The sequence below is a fragment of the Legionella maioricensis genome (assembly GCF_023618015.1).
Classification (GTDB): Bacteria; Pseudomonadota; Gammaproteobacteria; order Legionellales; family Legionellaceae; genus Legionella; species Legionella maioricensis.
The window spans coordinates 1-16,862 of record NZ_JAJKBJ010000014.1; the positions used below are offsets into that span (position 1 = coordinate 1).

Below are 16,862 nucleotides of genomic sequence, written 5' to 3' on the forward strand. Positions count from 1 at the left end.
GGGATGACGTAGATAAGTTCGGGATGACGTAGATAAGTTCGGGACGATGTAGATAAGTTCGGGACGATGTAGATAAGTTCGGGATGACGTAGGGTGTTCAGGATGAGGTGCTTTGGGCGTTTGAGCTACTTTAAGCGAAAGTGATTTGACTTAGAAAAAAATCGTACATAAACTAAACATATTATCAATACAAAAGTTCATAGGTAATCAGGAAATAAGATCACATGACGCAGTTATTTTATTGTGAGTTAAAACAAAGGACTGCAAAATGTATGTGGCAAAAGAAAATCAAAAAAAAATAATCACAATTTGCATCGTAATTTTTCTTGCTACTGTTTCTATAATCACCGGAAAAACACTTGCAAATACGGTTATTCTAACATTTTATCCTACCTGGATTTTACCCTATTTTTATTTTGCTTTAGCAATATCAACGATGATTACCACCGTAATTTCCAGTAAATACCTGAAAAAATCGGAAAAAAAATTTTCCATCATTTTCAAAATTATTGTTCTTTGTTCATTGCTGGTTTTTATTCCAACCCTGAATAGTGGATGGTTGATAGCGCCTTTTTGTATTTCTATTTTACTATTAACCTATACTTCTGTTATTTCACTCATTGCTTGGAATTATGCTTCAGATATTTTTGATATCCAGGAGTTCAAGAAATTTAGCAAAGCAATGCAGGTATCTTCTACCAGCGGAGCTATTGCGGCGGGATTGTTGGTCGGAACGCTTTCTGAAAAGTACAGCTCGTCTAAACTGTTGGGATTAATTTTTCTCGTTGAATTAATGAGCCTGTTTTTTATAAAGCCACTTGCAAAATATGCTGCTTTACGTGTATCTGCTACTCAAAATAATTTAGTCCTTTCCTCTTCAATTAAACAAAGTTCTATATTTAAATATTTGGCATTAATAACATTTACTTCACTGATTGTTGCCACCCTTATTGATTACAATTTAAAGTTAGAGTTAGTGGCTGATATAGACAAAGAAAAAATCGCCCATATTCTCAGTATTATTTTTGTGATCAGTACAACATGTATATTAATAGTTCAATTCTTTCTCCTGGATTACTTCTTTCGCGTTCTGGGTAGCAAGAAAATCATCATTATTTACCCCATAGCGATATTAATTGCAGCCCTCGTGACGGTGTTTCATTTTAATTTTATCTCTATGGCGGTTTTGTTTATCATCAATGATGTATTTGCATATACCACATCTTCTTTATCTAGAAATCTATATCTTAATGTTTTACCGCAGGCGATGAGACTTCTGGATAGGCTAAAATTGAATGGCACGATTACGCCTTTGGCTATGATGAGTTCGTCGCTCATTGTTTTTTGTATCACTTACCTAAGACATAAATCGATGCTGGCTTTGGTATTGGTTATTCTCATCTGTATCTATTCACTTTTTTTAGCAAGAATTCTAATTAATCAATATCGTATCCAACTAAGTCAATCAGTTTATTTGCGTCGCTTTAATCGTGATTTAATCAATATGTCTCCTGTAGATAATAAAGACATGGACGATTCGATAAAACAGGCATTAAATTACCCGGATCCTGAGGCAGTTCTTTTTGGTTTACAACTGTTGTCTAATTATAATTCCTTAAATTTACCTGATTCGTTAATTGATTTATTAACTGGAGATAATCCTGCCATTGTACGAGAGGTCGCTCGAATATTAGCTAGTCGTAGAAACCAACAGCAATTTAAGAAAGCAGGGCAGATTGCCTTTTTAAAATCACAAGACGAAGAAACAAAATGGTATCTTGCTCTTTATTTAATTGAATCGGATGACGAGTATTTTCTCTTTGACACGATGAATAAAGCAATAAATAACACAGGTGTGTCATTAGCAATATGGTGTTTAATTAATGTTAAGCAAGGCGATCTGGAGCAACAAATTAGGGCTCTGCACTCTCTTTTGCAAATGCTTCACTCTCAAGATATTGAACAAAAGAAATGGTTTTTATATGTATTAAACGAAATTACCATGCTCCAGAAAGAAAAGTATTTAATTCAATTTATTAATCAGGACAGTTCCACTTTACAAATTTTAGCTTTGCAGCAAGTAGGGCCTAATCCAAGTGATAATTTATTAGCGTTCATGGTTGACCATTTGGGAGAGCCTAATATTTCCTATGTGCTGAATGCTTGTTTTATTGAAATTGGCGATAGAGTAATTGACCCAATAGAGAGTAAATTTAAAAAAGCGACCGCTTATACTATTAAAATGTCTTGTGTTAGAGCTTTGAGCAGTTTAACCGGTAGTAAAGCTGAGATTTGTCTCATGAATCTGTTATCTACCAGCCAGGACGTGGTAATTAATACGGTGATAGCAAAATACATTGCGTATCGAGGCGTCAAAATTAAAATTAGCCAAGAATTGATTAATTTTTTAATTGAGAAAATGAAAATCGAAGTAGAGTTCTATTCCCAATTATCGGCACAATTAAGCCGTTATAAAAATCCATTAATTCAAGAGGAAATCAATTCTCGCCGTCTGTTTATTAAGAAAAGAGTACTCTATTATACAGCGGCTGTGATTGGTTCTCTTGATATATTGAATAGTATCCCTTTATTAACTTCATTCCGTCCGGATAAAAATCAACAAGCGATTGCCCTTGAGTTAATTGATTCCACGATTGAAAATAGAAAAATTGTTCTGTTTTTAATGGCATTATTTTTAGAGGATAAAAGAAAAGACTTTACAACAAACCTGCCAATGGATGATCCTTGGTTGAGTAAATACATTCAAGATATTGAGAGTAAGAATATGGATTTAATTTATATGCTCACCAGATTAAGAAAAATTGATTTATTCAAAAATCTGGCTGCTGAAACATTGCAAGTACTGGCCGAATGTTGCTCATCAAAAGATATGGCCAGTGGTGAAATTATTTTCAACGAAGGCGATGCTGGCGATGGATTGTATATTATTGATTCCGGTGAGGTCAGTGTTACCAAAAATGGAGTTTTAATCTCCAAATTATCTGAAGGAGCATATTTCGGTGAATTGGCTTTATTAGCGGATATACCAAGGTTTGCCACAATAACCGCGCTCTCTGAAGGGGGACTCTTTTTTATTAACAAACAAGACTTCGATAAAATCACCGATGAGATACCTGAGATTATGAAAAGCATAAACAAACAGGTGATTAACTACCTTATAGCCAATGCAGAACAAGAAGGGATTTAACAACGGAGTTGTAATCTTTTAGAGCCGGTTATTTATTAAAATAACATATCCCGATATTCGTCCTCGCGAGCGGAGTGAAGCAATTGTACAGAATTCTAATGAAATATCGTTTTGGATTGCTTCGCCAAGGCTCGCTACGACGGAATTGAATACTCCATGAACAGTTGCAGATTTAAGACACTGATCAGGTTTACCCCCAACTTAGCTTGGGTACTGAACGGACATTACTGTCCCTTCAGTACCTTGATTGGAAAAGGGGGTAATTCGGTATGGGTCTTTAAAAAGGCGGTGATTTGATTCACATCATTAACTGTAGTTGAAGAATAAATTTTACTGGTGCATGAAGTTTTATGATGGCTATCTGGGATGATCACATAATTACCCTTGTTTTTCACTAAGGAACAAATACAGGATGCTTTGCTCGGATCATTGGGATTAACCACACAAGGACTGTCTAAACAAAATGCCCAGAATCGATCATTGGCACAACTTTTATAGGCTTTTATGGGGAAGTAGCGAGAGCTAACTACTTGTCCTGCTTTTGTTTTGATGATGCCGGTGCATGGTTTAGTTCCTGCAGAATAGCCCGTTTTGACCTTACAAGCACAGGTTGCAAAGCCTGCTTTGCCTGGTAAGGGCTGGCAAACTGCCGTGGTACATAAGGCATAAGTGCTTCTACATACGGTAAAATCAGATGCTGAGGCATGTGAGTTGAAATGAATGCACAGCAGTAAAAAAGTAATTAGAATTTTTTTCAATTTTGAAACTCCGTGTAATTCTTGATTTTCCGGAAAGTGTAACATACCCAAATAGAGTGTTTTAACTAAAATATTTATACTACCTGGCCTGCAGCCCAACCAGAGGACCACGCCCATTGAAAATTATATCCGCCTAACCAACCGGTAACATCTAAAGCCTCTCCAATAAAAAAAAGTCCGGGTACCTCATTCGCTTCCATGGTCTTTGATGAAATCGCATTGCAATCGACGCCACCTATGGTTACTTCCGCAGTGCGATAGCCTTCAGTCCCATTCGGTTTTACCGCCCAGGCATGCATTTGGTGAGCGATAGTTTCTATATCGCGGTTTGAAATTTCTGCAAGTTTTTTTTCTGCCAGATTTTTGGGAATAAATACTTCTATGACCCGTTTGGGTAAATAGAGGGAGAGGATGGAACTTAATTGTTTTTGAGGCATATCCATACGGGCTTCTTTTAATTCTTGCAGAAGGTTTTGTTCCGGTAAAAAATTAATATTAATTACTTCTCCGGGCTGCCAATACGAGGACAATTGTAAGATTGCCGGACCACTTAACCCCCGATGAGTAAATAATATATTCTCGCGAAATTGGTTTCGTTCATTTTGAACATGGCTATCAATACTAATACCCGACAGTCCGGAAAGTTTTTCTTTTTCAATGACATCTAAAGTCAATGGTACAAGACCTGCTCGGGTTGGCCAGACTTTTATTCCAAATTGTTCGGCTACCTTATAAGCGAAAGGACTGGCCCCCATGGTGGGAATGGACAGACCTCCAGTGGCAATTACCAATGATTTGCAGCGAAACTTGCCTTTGCTGCTGTAAATTTTAAACTGTTGATCCTCAGTGCGTTGAATTTTTTCGATGGAGGTGTTGAGATGAATTAATGCACCTCCTAGATGACATTCGGCAACCAGCATATCCACTATATCTTTTGATTTGTTATCACAAAATAATTGACCTAATGTTTTTTCATGAAATGGAATAGCATATTTTTTTACCAGCTCAATGAAGTCCCATTGAGTATAACGGGTTAACGCTGATTTAAAAAAATGAGGATTATGAGAAAAGTATTTGCTTGGTTCAATGTAATAGTTGGTAAAATTACAGCGACCCCCGCCGGACATAAGAATCTTTTTTCCTACTTTGTTCGCATGATCCAAAATGAGAACTTTACGACGGCGTTTACTGGCCTCAATAGCGCACATCAAACCGGCAGCACCAGCTCCAATAACAATAACATCAATTTGTTCCATATCTCATAAAACTCTTAAAAGGGCTGCAGGAAGCTAGGTTGTAAGGGTAAACTAAAACGATAAAGATTTAAATGGGCCTTCTTTTTGTAGGTTCAGGTTCTTGAGGTATTTCTTATTATATTATTATTAATTCAATAAGTTGATATTATAGCCACTTTGGTTGATTTGTATTGACTTTTATGTAGATAATTTGTACAATTTGTTATTCATTAACAACTTATTGAAGAGTACAAATGACTTATCTTAAGCGTCTTTTTGCGATGTTATTGGGTATTACCGTATTACCTGCTCGAGCAATTTATTACGGTTTAGAGTTTGGAGTCGTTGCACTCTTTACTGGATTTACAATATTGTTCGCAGCACCTGTTGTAGCTGCTTATCTGCTTCATAGCATCGGTATTTCATGGTCTTTGAATCTTTTCCTGAGCCTTTTTTTAGCTATTCCAACTGCGGTTGTCGTGGTTCCTGTCGGTCTTGCTGTTGCTGCATTTTACATGATTGCTACCACCATCGTTGATGTCTTTAAGATGGCCTGGCTTGGTTTAGAAAATGGTTTAGTTGATGGTTTGGACGGTTTTCGGCGCACATGGAATAACCAAAACTCTCCTGTGCAGCGTGTTTCCAGTGCTATTTCCAATGCTGTTAGAGCTTATTCCCATAGAATGGAGAGCGTTGCAGATCAAATGAATAATGAAGATGATTATAATTTAATGGCCTTCGTTGATGTGCCAAAACAACCACATGAAGTTCCTGATATGCAGGAAGAACCAATATCGGATTCAGAGGCAAATTTACTAACCGCTGAGGAAATAAAAGCAGCAGAGGAATTGATTAATGAGTTTTCAACTTTAAATATTGCTTTAGCTCCAAGGCTAAAAGAGCAAGTAAATTTACTTTCGGTGAGAACGGCAAGATATAAGGACTTGTCCAGCCTTTTGGATTCAGTCAAGAAAGCATTAATTGCCAATGATCTATCTGAAGTTGAAGATCAACTCGTATATATGGATGTCACCACTCCTATTCTTTTGGTTAAGCAATATCAAACTCCTGATAACAATTGGCATAGTGTTCCTGCTAATAGTTATGTTGGGGATCACGATAATTTTTATCAGGCAGTAAGAGAAAATGCCAGACATCCGTTGAACAGGGACTATGTGGCCAATCCCACTGCATATGAGGGGCTGCCTACCCGTTATCGATGGCATTACCTTACCGCTAATGCTTGTTCTGCACAAGAATTGCATGAAGGGAGTGAAGAAATTCGTACTTTATTAGAAACCCTGCCTGAGCAATTAACAGCAGCGAAACAAAAAGCCTCTAGCCCAGGCTCTTCTCCTCATGCTCTGTTTAGTACTGTTTCTTTACCACAGGTACCCACGGTTAATGAGGATTTATTCCTTCAACCGCCGCGAGAAGCGAGTCTGTTAGGGTAACTAGATGGATAATGATTTAAATGAGCCCGATTTTTGTAGGTGGATACTCCTGACTCAATTTTTATTTGCGCTGAATAAATAATCAAAAAGTTCAGATAATAAATTGTGGGCTTGATTTATCTTGATTGTTATGCGAATTTTTTGTACAATTAGTTTTCCTAAACTACTTTTTGAAGTGTAGAAATGAATTATCTTAAGCGTCTTTTAGCTATGTTATTGGGTGTTACCGTATTACCTGCCCGAGCAATTTATCACGGTTTTGAGTTCGGAGTCGCGGCACTCGCCATTGGTGCTGCTGCCTTGCTGGGAGTGCCTGTTTTTGTTGCTTATTTTCTTCGCGCAATGAGAGCTGCGTGGCCTCTGAATGTTCTTCTGACCACTTTAGCGATTCCTGCTACGGCTGTAGTGGTTGCTCTTGGTCTTGCTTTTGCTGTACCTTACATCATTTATACCACTGCCGTTGATGTCTTTAAAATGGCGTGGTCGGGTTTAAAGAGCGGTTTTGTTGATGGCTTGGATGGTTTTCGACGCATATGGAATAATCAACGCTCGCCAGTAGAGCGAATTTCCAATTATGTAAGAGCCTATTACAATGGGGTTAGCGTAGAAAATCAAATTAATAATGAGGATGCTTTCAATGCGCTGCAAATGAATCTTGTTGATGTGCCACGCCAGCCACTTGAGGTTCCTGATCTGCAAAGTCCGCTCTTACATCACACAGATTTACTAACTCGCGATGAAATAAACGCAGCCGAACAGCTACTAAAGGATGTTGCAACAATAGGCATTCCTTTATCACCAGACCTAAAAGGAAAAGTACAGCTGTTTTCCACGAAAAAAACAAATTACCAGGACTTGTTAACTCGCATGGAGTTAGTGCAGGACGCCTTACTTAACGATAATCCGTCTGCTATTAATGATGAATTAATGTCGATGGAAATTACTACTCCTCTTATTATCTTTAAGCAATATCAAACTCCTGATAACGTCTGGCATAGTGTGCCTGCAAATAGTTATGTAACGGATAGAGAGAATTTGCTCACTTGGCTAAGAGAAAAATCTACTCATCCTCTTAATAATGATGTCATAATGAGTCCTCCTCCTTATGAAGGAATGCCTACACGTTATAAATGGGATGTACTTACTACTAAAAATTGTTTTTTAGCACTGGAATTACAGGAAGGGGCTGCAACAATTCGCGATCTATTAAGTACTTTACCTGCTCAATTAGTAGCAGCGAAACAAAATCCTTCTAGTCCGGGTTCCACTCCTCAGACGCTTTTCCGAACTGATTCATCAGCGATAGGTCAAAAACCACAAGTTGATGAGCAGCTTAACCCCCTTACTGAGCAAGACGCTCTCGTTTTTTAAGATCTTATTTGTTGATCTTGGCCAACCCAACAGTTGACCAAGATCTTCTTTTAGAGGGCGTCATCTCTTGTTGCAATTTACGGAATGGGGGGGAATGGCTGTACTTGGGGATTCATTGAGAGATTTTTCGGGCTGGCGATAATAGCCATCTTTTGTTTTTTGGAAAGTTTTTTAATCTCTCGTTCTAACTGCATTGCTAATAATTTATCATTCCTGACTAACCAGCATTGGGCCATCGCAAGAGGTTTAAAACTTCGCGTGTATTTGCAACCTCCCGTTCCATTAAGGTGTGAACGATAGCGTTTTTCAAGATTATCAGTATACCCGGTGTAATAGCTTTGGTTTTCACAAAGTAAGATATATACCCAATAATCTTTATTCTTCACAATCAATATCCTTAGGGCTTGTTCCCAATAGTTCATCGGTATTTTATAGTAAAATCAATAGTTCTCCATGGTGAGCCAGTATTTCAACGTATAGGATTGATCTAATTACTTTTTAACCTGTACAGAGAGACGAAATACCCTGCATAATAATTTGATGATAAAGACGTACTCTCTTTAATTGACGATCGTTTTCAGCAAAGACTTTATTTTTAACAATAACCCCAAAAGGATTGGCATGAATATTTCATTTATTGGTCTTGGGAAAATGGGCTCCGCTATGGTTGAGCGACTTCTTTATTCTGGTTATGAAGTGACCGTATTTAATAGGACAGCATCAAAAGCTCAACCTCTTATAAAATTGGGGGCCAGACACGCGGATAAGCTTGTTGAGGCCGTTAAGAATGCCGATGTGATAATGAGCTGTCTATTAAACGATCAGGCAGTACTTGACGTGACTAAAGAAGCGGTTCTTCACATGAAACCCAATGCAATTCATGTGTGTTTATCCACCATTTTGCCAGACACCTCTTTAGTGCTGAAAGAATTGCATGAAGCAAGGAATAGCTGCTTTGTCTCCGCTGTCGTTTTGGGCATACCTAAAGTAGCCGAGGAAGGAGGACTGACTTGTTATTGTGCTGGAACGGAAAAAAATCTGGCGGAGGTTCTCCCTCTCTTAAAATCCTTTTCAAAAGATGTAATTACTCTTGGTGATAATATGAAGGCAGCAAATATTATGAAAATTTGCCTCAATTACAGTTTATTGACCACCATTGAACTTATTAGTGAACTGTATGTATTTGCAGAAAAAAGTGGGCTTGATACTGAATGTGTAAAACAGGCATTGCATCAGATTTATGGCCATCCAGCTTTTAAACGTTATATTGATAAAATTTATGAGCAAAATTTTGATGAGGTTAATTTTGATATGGTGGGGGGAAACAAAGACATTACCGTTTTTCAAGAGGCTTTTGCGCGGGCCGGCGTTGTACCTGAGTTAGGTAATGTCATTAAATCCCGATATATTTCCGCTTTAGCGCATGGAATGGAAAATAAAGACTGGAGCGGTATTTATGAAATGGTGCGAAGGCAATCGGGTTTAGAGGGGTGAGCTCAGTTTTACTCTGAGGAGGCATTTACGCCATCTCGAAGCTTACATCAGGATCGATAAGGCTTCGAGACGGAGCAGAGCTCCTCCTCAGCCCGAGCGGATCGAGATACTGCAAGGAAAAATATTTTTAGCCTGACGGCTATGAGACATAGGCACAAGGTGAGTAAGAGACCGCCGCGATCCGTCAGGATGTCACTCAGTGCTTAAGGCGCGTTATTGAAGATCTGGGTTCCATCCTTATTCACTCTAATAGAGGACCCATCGACATTCGTAATTGTTTTTGAACCATCCGGGTTTGTGGTTATTGAGCTACCGTCTTTATTTTTGATAACCACTCCCCCATTAGGACTGGTTATGACTACTGAACCGTCATTTTTTTGCATAATCTTTGTGCCGTCAGGATTAGTTTGAATCACCGTACCGTCGTTATTCATGATGATTTTTGTACCGTCTGAACGGGTTTGGGTAGTAGTCCCATCTGCATTTTGAATAGTAACGGTGTCGTTATGTGGTGTGTCAGTAGGATTTGACTGTATTGGCAGGTTAGGGGCAGGACTATTGCCAGCAAAGAGTACTGTGCTCAAAGGCAATTCTATCAATAACAGTCCTAAAATTAACAGAAACAATTGGATTTTTGTGGATGAGATGAGTTTGTTCATTTCTTAATTCTCTCCATGTAATTAAAAATGCTAAGGAATCCTTTTTACCTAATCCAAGGTATGTATAAATTATACTCCAATTGGTTATTTAATTCCACCTTGTGTTATTTTTTGTGTTCTTTCCTTGTATTTTTAACAGGTTCAGTTCTATTACTACCCACACGTCATCGAACCCCACATTACCCCGAACCGTTTTTACGTCATCCCGAACGAAGTGAGGGTTCTCCCTCGGTGTGGCATGTACTTAGTCACGATAAGCTGAAAATTTATACGGTAAGGTCCAAGATTTTATCAATGACGCTGTTACGTATCGGAGCTATTTGTAGGAGATCCCTCACTTCGTTCGGGATGACGTAGCGTTGTTTGAGGTGCTGCACCCGCAACCTAACCCAAACAGGTAGTTAAATTGAATGATTCAACTACCGAATTTGATTAAAAAAGAATACTGAGGCTATGACATAAAGAAATTGCAACATAGACAATAATGGGAATGCTTTTAATTATTCTATAATTATTATTCACGGCGCTCTCCAATTCTTGTTTTGGAATAAAATTTATTCAAGAATTGTGCCTGATTTACCAAGTTTTAAATAAAAAAGTGAGGCAAGGTGAGTAACATTAATTATATAAAGAGTTTTTCCGGATGCAAACAAGTGGTAGCACCTAGGGGTTTAAAAGATAGCTAACAGTTCCTGGTTGTTATAAAAATTCTCTAAGAATGATTTTCAGAATAGCAATTAAAATCTAATGCTGCCATAATTTGGCAGCTTGTAGATTAATCATGAGGTATTCCAATTTGTCTCGTACGGAACGTTTGTTTGAGCTGATTCAAATTTTACGACGTCATCGTTATCCCATTAGTGGTGCAAAATTGGCTACGGAACTGCATGTTAGCCTTCGCACGCTTTATCGCGATATAGCCACCTTGCAGTCACAGGGAGCTCAGATAGATGGGGAACCTGGTTTGGGTTATGTGTTACGCCCAGGATTTATGTTACCTCCTTTAATGTTCTCTGAAGAAGAAATTGAGGCTCTGGTGCTTGGCTCGCGTTGGGTTGCCGATCGAGCCGATAGCCAGTTAAAATCTGCAGCCTGTAATGCTCTTGCCAAAATTGCCGCTGTTCTTCCGGCAGATCTTCGTCATCAATTAAATGCCACTGCCTTGTTGGTTGGGCCTGGCCAACCTATAGCTGCTGGTGATGAAGAGATAACGACAATCAGACAAGTGATTCGATCAGAAAAAAAATTATTGATCAGTTATAGTGACGTTAAAGAAAATGAAACACAACGGACCATCTGGCCTTTTGCCATAGGTTTTTTTGAACGAGTACGAATTGTTATTGCCTGGTGTGAGTTACGCCAGGAGTTTCGTCATTTTAGAACAGATAGAATAATAAAATTAACGGTTCTGGAAACTCGTTACCCACAACGTCGGCAAACTTTGTTGAAAAAGTGGCGTGAGATTGAAGGCATTCCTAGTCAATAATTAATCATTCACTACTGACATAATCTGTCAGCAGTGTCGTGTAAACTAGCTAAGTTTTCTTAATAAACCTTCTATAAAATCATAGATTTTGGCAGGTTATTATCTTATGCATGGGAGAGTGGGCATGGGTGGAAATTGGTTGGCAATTGCATCTGCAGAACATGTACGTCATGGTCGTCACTTGGGTATTATGCAGGTATGTCATGGAAAAGCCACGCCTTTGCGTCGCATTAAACCCGGAGATTATGTTATTTATTATTCACCTACAGTTATTTTTCGAGGCAAAGACAAATTTCAATCATTTACTGCAATAGGAACGGTGAAGCACGGAGAACCTTATCAAGTGAATATGGGAGAGGGGTTTAGCCCATTTCGGCGAGATGTAACCTGGTGTGTTGCTAATGAAACCCCGATATCAACGCTTCTTAATGTATTGGACTTCACCCGAGAAAGAAACAACTGGGGATATCAGCTGCGATTTGGACTGCTCCAGATTAGTGAACATGATAGGCGGGTTATTGCTTATGCCATGAATGCTTCGCTAGAAACTCTTTAACTAAATGACTTAGAGGATTACGAAAATGATTTACCCTGAACCCAAACTGATTGAGATCGACAGTTTTACTGTGGCGGGATTAAGTGTACGTACGATTAACAAAGATGAGTTTAACCCTCAAACTGCTAAATTGCCCCAGTTGTGGAATGATTTTTTCTCTACAGGTTTAGCTGAAAAAATACCCAATCGTATACCTCAAACTCCTGTTTTTGGGGTGTATTCCAATTATGCTTTGGATGCCGCAGATTTTTACACCGTTACTGCTGGGGTCCGGGTTAGTTCCGAAGTGACGGATTTGAAATTAAATACGATTACTATTCAGACAGGACATTATCTGGTTTTTAAAGATAAGGGACCCATGCCGCAAGTTATCATTAAAACTTGGGAACGAATTTGGACCTATTTTGAAAGCAATCACCAGCATCAACGCTGTTTTGGCACTGATTTCGAGGTCTATCCCGGTTCAGATGAAATTGCTATCCATATCGGAATAATAAATTAATTCAACGAATTAAACTCAGGCTTTATCCATTTATAGAGTCTGAGATCCTGAAAAAGCAACTCACCAGAGTGCCATTCATAAACAGAACTTTAGTGAAGGATGGGGCCAAAAACTTTCCAGCCAATAATGGCTAATAAAATGAATAACAACAAATGACCGCCAACAAGTCCATAGCTGCCACGTGTAAACTCATTTCTATGCCAATAAACACCAAAAATCAACCAAAAAATCATCAGTACCCAAAATAAAACTCCAATAGGCATTTTGCTCTCCTTAGTCGTTTAGTCAAATCAATCAGGTATGTTGTTTCCCATGAAAAATAGTTTATTAATCAAAGTATAGTGTACGTTGCAATAAAAAAGAGGAAAGCACTCATCAAAGAAGAAGCAAATTAGTTTTCTTATTCATAAACGAAGAGCGATAAAAAATAAAATTAATCTATAATATAAATAGTTAGGCTCTAATTTAGTTGCTGCTCATAGGTACTTCTCAATAGCCTGAGGAAATTATGATGTTAGAAGTTACCTACTTTAATGGAAAAAATGATGAATGAAATGGATATTTTGAGATTATTTTATGATGAGATGACAGCTCACAGTATGACTCGTGATATGGTGTTTTTGAGCATCGAGGAGGATGCTGCTGCCAAACTTTCCCAAAAATTAGGGAGGATAGTTCCTGTCATTGAAGTTCAAAAATTAACAGATATTTGCATCGCCAATGAATGGTTAGAACGGACTACTGCAGATCCAAACTATAAATATTTATCATTAACTGAAAATGGATTACAGGTACTTTTAGCTTATTTATATACATAATTCCTTGATTTGTTAAATTTTATTTAAAGATTGTAAATCAAGGGTATAATCTTTAGGCAAAAATCGGTAAAATACATCACTTTTATTCTTTTTTTTGTTGTCACTATGCCAAAACGAACTGATATTAAATCCATCCTTATCCTTGGCGCAGGCCCTATAGTTATTGGCCAAGCCTGTGAGTTTGATTATTCTGGTACTCAAGCAGTACGTGCTTTAAAAGAAGAAGGCTATCGGGTGATATTAGTCAATTCTAATCCTGCAACCATTATGACGGATCCTGAACTTGCGGATGCTACTTATATAGAGCCCATACAATGGAAAGAAGTCGCACGAATTATCGAAATAGAACGCCCCGATGCTCTTTTGCCTACCATGGGTGGTCAAACTGCCTTAAATTGTGCTTTGGATTTGGTGCGGGAAGGGATTTTGGCCAAGTATTCTGTTGAAATGATAGGTGCAACACGAGAAGCCATTGATAAAGCAGAGGATAGAGAAAAATTTCGCCAATTAATGATTCAAATTGGTCTGGATATGCCGCGCTCAGCTATTGCTCATAGTTTGGAAGAGGCGATTCAGGTTCAGGCACGATTGGGCTACCCTGCAATTATTCGTCCTTCCTTCACTATGGGGGGAAGCGGGGGCGGAATTGCATACAATAGAGAAGAGTTTGAAGAAATTTGTACCAGAGGTTTGGAGTTATCACCAACCCATGAACTTTTAATTGATGAGTCAGTTCTCGGTTGGAAAGAATTTGAAATGGAAGTGGTACGGGATAAAAATGATAATTGCATCATCATTTGCACCATAGAAAATATTGATCCTATGGGGGTGCATACCGGGGATTCCATTACTGTTGCACCAGCGCAAACGTTAACGGATAAAGAATATCAACGGATGCGTGATGCAGCAATTAAGGTATTAAGAGCTGTTGGAGTGGATACAGGCGGCTCTAATGTGCAGTTTGCTGTTAACCCTGAAGATGGCCGGATGCTGGTAGTAGAAATGAATCCGCGGGTTTCTCGAAGTTCTGCTTTAGCTTCAAAGGCTACAGGTTTTCCTATTGCCAAAGTTGCGGCTAAATTAGCAGTAGGTTATACCCTGGATGAATTAAAAAATGAAATTACTGGCGGTAAAACTCCGGCATCTTTCGAGCCCAGTATTGATTATGTAGTGACTAAAATACCGCGATTTAATTTTGATAAATTCCCCCAAACTCCTACTACCCTCACCACTCAGATGAAGTCAGTGGGAGAGGTTATGGCTATAGGTTCTAATTTCCAGGAGTCGTTGCAAAAAGCCATTAGAGGTTTAGAAATTGGCCGCAGTGGTTTACATTCCCTTTTTGAAAAAGGGGATATGGCACGCTTGCGAGGCCATTTGCGTGAACCTACGCCTGATAGATTATGGTATGTAGCCGATGCGTTCCGCCAAAAATTATCCCTTGAGGAAATTCATACTGAAAGTCGTATTGATCCTTGGTTTTTGGCTCAGATAGAAGAGCTGGTTCTTTTAGAGCGGTCTGTATTTGGAAAATCCATTCATGAATTAGATAAAACCACTTTGCGCTTATTAAAACGCAGAGGGTTTGCCGACAGTTATTTGGCCAAGCTCATGTATTGCACTGAAGCTCAAGTGCGTGAAAGACGTTTGGAGTTGGGCATTATCCCCGCTTATAAACGGATTGATTCTTGTGCGGGAGAGTTTCCCAGTGATACTGCTTATTTATACTCTTGCTATGAAGGCAGTTGTGAGGCGCGACCAGAGAAGGATAAGAAAAAAATTATTATTCTTGGAGGCGGGCCTAATCGTATTGGTCAGGGGATTGAATTTGACTATTGTTGCGTTCATGCTGCCATGGCACTAAGAGAGGCTGGTTATCAGACCATTATGGTCAATTGTAATCCCGAAACCGTATCAACAGATTTTGATACTTCCGATCGTCTGTATTTTGAACCAGTTACTTTGGAGGACGTTTTATCCATAACCGATGTAGAGCAGCCAGACGGGGTGATCGTGCATTATGGTGGACAAACCCCTTTAAAATTGTCTCGCGCTTTAGAGGCAAACGGCGTAAAAATAATAGGAACTTCTCCAGATGCTATTGATAGAGCTGAGGATAGAGAGCGATTTCAACAGTTGGTTACTGAATTGAAGTTACACCAACCGGATAACGGCACCGTTAGAAGTGAAGCCGAAGCAATAGAATTAGCTAACCGAATTGGTTATCCCCTGGTAGTTAGACCTTCCTACGTATTAGGGGGGCGAGCTATGGAAATCGTCTATCAGGAAGAGGATCTACGTTATTATCTATCGCATGCGGTCTCTGTTTCCAATGACTCTCCGGTTTTATTGGATAAATTTTTAAACGATGCGATTGAAGTGGATATTGATGCAATTTGTGATGGTAAAGAAGTTTTAATCGGCGGCATCATGGAACATATTGAACAGGCGGGCATTCACTCAGGTGATTCTGCCTGTACGTTACCTCCTTTTAGTTTGAGTGTGGTAGTACAACAGGATTTAATAGAGCAAATCCGCCAAATGGCATTGCAATTAGGGGTAATCGGTTTGATCAATGCCCAATTTGCTATTCAGGCTGATGATATTTATGTGTTGGAAGTCAATCCCCGTGCTTCACGGACTGTGCCCTTTGTTTCTAAGGCTACGGGCTTACCTTTGGCTAAAATTGCAGCCTTGTGCAAAGTCGGTATCAGTTTAAAAGAGCAGGGATTAAGTCAGAACAACCAAAACCATATGCCTTCATTTTATTCTATTAAATTACCGGTATTTCCTTTTATCAAGTTTTCTGGAGTAGACTGCATTCTTGGTCCTGAGATGAAATCTACTGGTGAGGTAATGGGTATTGCCAAGCGGTTCGGACAAGCTTATGCTAAAGCTCAGTTGGGCGCGGGTTGTCATATCGCCAAGCGACGACGGGCTTTTGTTTCTGTTCGTGATGCAGATAAAACACGAGTAGGGGAGATAGCAAAGAGATTAATTGAATTGGGTTTTGAAATTTTTTCAACACGTGGGACGGCTTTGGCATTGCAAGCGGCGGGCGTAGATTGCCGGCGAGTCTTTAAAGTCGCTGAGGGAAGACCACATGTGTTGGATTTCATAAAAAATAATGAAATTGATTTTATTGTGAATACAACTGAGGGCAAGCAAGCTATTGCGGATTCTTTTGCGATGAGGCGCTGTGCCTTACAGCATAAGGTTAGTTATACTACGACATTATCAGGAGCTGAGGCAGCTTGTCTTGCTATGAAATATGAAGATAGGGAAACAGTAACTCGATTACAAGATTTACATTAGAGGTGG

Annotated in this window: 14 protein-coding genes; 9 read left to right on the forward strand and 5 right to left on the reverse strand. The window is 39.0% G+C overall.

Annotated elements, in window-relative coordinates; genetic code table 11:
* Positions 1-268: 268 nt before the first annotated feature.
* A complete protein-coding gene (locus LOX96_RS11640) occupies positions 269-3,208 on the forward strand; it encodes a cyclic nucleotide-binding domain-containing protein (RefSeq protein WP_250422060.1) in 2,940 nt (979 codons plus the stop codon).
* Positions 3,209-3,432: 224 nt separating this feature from the next.
* Here the strand turns inward: LOX96_RS11640 and LOX96_RS11645 are convergent, their stop codons facing one another.
* The gene (locus LOX96_RS11645; protein ID WP_250422059.1) at positions 3,433-3,966 is read right to left on the reverse strand and encodes a hypothetical protein; all 534 of its coding nucleotides are present in this window, start codon (positions 3,964-3,966) and stop codon (positions 3,433-3,435) included.
* Between the two features lie 74 nt (positions 3,967-4,040).
* The gene (locus tag LOX96_RS11650) at positions 4,041-5,222 is read right to left on the reverse strand and encodes a BaiN/RdsA family NAD(P)/FAD-dependent oxidoreductase (protein ID WP_250422058.1); all 1,182 of its coding nucleotides are present in this window, start codon (positions 5,220-5,222) and stop codon (positions 4,041-4,043) included.
* A gap of 233 nt (positions 5,223-5,455) precedes the next feature.
* Between LOX96_RS11650 and LOX96_RS11655 the strand changes: the two genes are divergently transcribed.
* Both LOX96_RS11655 and LOX96_RS11660 read left to right on the forward strand, forming a co-directional pair.
* Positions 5,456-6,655, forward strand: coding sequence for a hypothetical protein (locus tag LOX96_RS11655; RefSeq protein WP_250422057.1), 1,200 nt, complete (start codon positions 5,456-5,458; stop codon positions 6,653-6,655).
* A 183-nt stretch (positions 6,656-6,838) separates the two neighbouring features.
* A complete protein-coding gene (locus LOX96_RS11660; RefSeq protein WP_250422056.1) occupies positions 6,839-8,026 on the forward strand; it encodes a hypothetical protein in 1,188 nt (395 codons plus the stop codon).
* Positions 8,027-8,103: 77 nt separating this feature from the next.
* Here LOX96_RS11660 and LOX96_RS11665 read toward each other — a convergent pair whose 3' ends face one another.
* On the reverse strand, positions 8,104-8,412 hold the full coding sequence (locus tag LOX96_RS11665) for a GIY-YIG nuclease family protein (RefSeq protein WP_250422055.1): 309 nt from the start codon (positions 8,410-8,412) through the stop codon (positions 8,104-8,106).
* Positions 8,413-8,647: 235 nt separating this feature from the next.
* Here LOX96_RS11665 and LOX96_RS11670 point away from each other — a divergent pair, with 235 nt between their 5' ends.
* A complete protein-coding gene (locus LOX96_RS11670; RefSeq protein ID WP_250422054.1) occupies positions 8,648-9,520 on the forward strand; it encodes an NAD(P)-dependent oxidoreductase in 873 nt (290 codons plus the stop codon).
* 203 nt (positions 9,521-9,723) lie between these two features.
* Here LOX96_RS11670 and LOX96_RS11675 read toward each other — a convergent pair whose 3' ends face one another.
* On the reverse strand, positions 9,724-10,179 hold the full coding sequence (locus LOX96_RS11675; protein WP_250422053.1) for a T-complex 10 C-terminal domain-containing protein: 456 nt from the start codon (positions 10,177-10,179) through the stop codon (positions 9,724-9,726).
* 781 nt (positions 10,180-10,960) lie between these two features.
* On the opposite strand from LOX96_RS11675, the gene LOX96_RS11680 reads away from it, so the two are divergent.
* The 3 genes from LOX96_RS11680 (at position 10,961) to LOX96_RS11690 (ending at position 12,723) form a co-directional block, all read left to right on the forward strand.
* Entirely contained in the window at positions 10,961-11,665 is a 705-nt protein-coding gene (locus tag LOX96_RS11680) for a helix-turn-helix transcriptional regulator (RefSeq protein ID WP_250422052.1), read from the forward strand.
* 124 nt (positions 11,666-11,789) lie between these two features.
* Positions 11,790-12,221, forward strand: coding sequence for an EVE domain-containing protein (locus LOX96_RS11685; protein WP_250422050.1), 432 nt, complete (start codon positions 11,790-11,792; stop codon positions 12,219-12,221).
* A 25-nt stretch (positions 12,222-12,246) separates the two neighbouring features.
* On the forward strand, positions 12,247-12,723 hold the full coding sequence (locus tag LOX96_RS11690; RefSeq protein ID WP_250422048.1) for a GyrI-like domain-containing protein: 477 nt from the start codon (positions 12,247-12,249) through the stop codon (positions 12,721-12,723).
* Between the two features lie 89 nt (positions 12,724-12,812).
* On the opposite strand, the gene LOX96_RS11695 is transcribed toward LOX96_RS11690, so the two are convergent.
* Positions 12,813-12,986, reverse strand: coding sequence for a hypothetical protein (locus LOX96_RS11695; protein WP_250422046.1), 174 nt, complete (start codon positions 12,984-12,986; stop codon positions 12,813-12,815).
* A gap of 282 nt (positions 12,987-13,268) precedes the next feature.
* On the opposite strand from LOX96_RS11695, the gene LOX96_RS11700 reads away from it, so the two are divergent.
* Both LOX96_RS11700 and carB read left to right on the forward strand, forming a co-directional pair.
* The gene (locus tag LOX96_RS11700; protein ID WP_250422063.1) at positions 13,269-13,541 is read left to right on the forward strand and encodes a hypothetical protein; all 273 of its coding nucleotides are present in this window, start codon (positions 13,269-13,271) and stop codon (positions 13,539-13,541) included.
* A 105-nt stretch (positions 13,542-13,646) separates the two neighbouring features.
* Positions 13,647-16,856 (forward strand): carbamoyl-phosphate synthase large subunit, encoded by a 3,210-nt coding sequence (gene carB, locus LOX96_RS11705; protein ID WP_250422044.1) that lies wholly within the window; start codon positions 13,647-13,649, stop codon positions 16,854-16,856.
* Positions 16,857-16,862 lie beyond the last annotated feature (6 nt).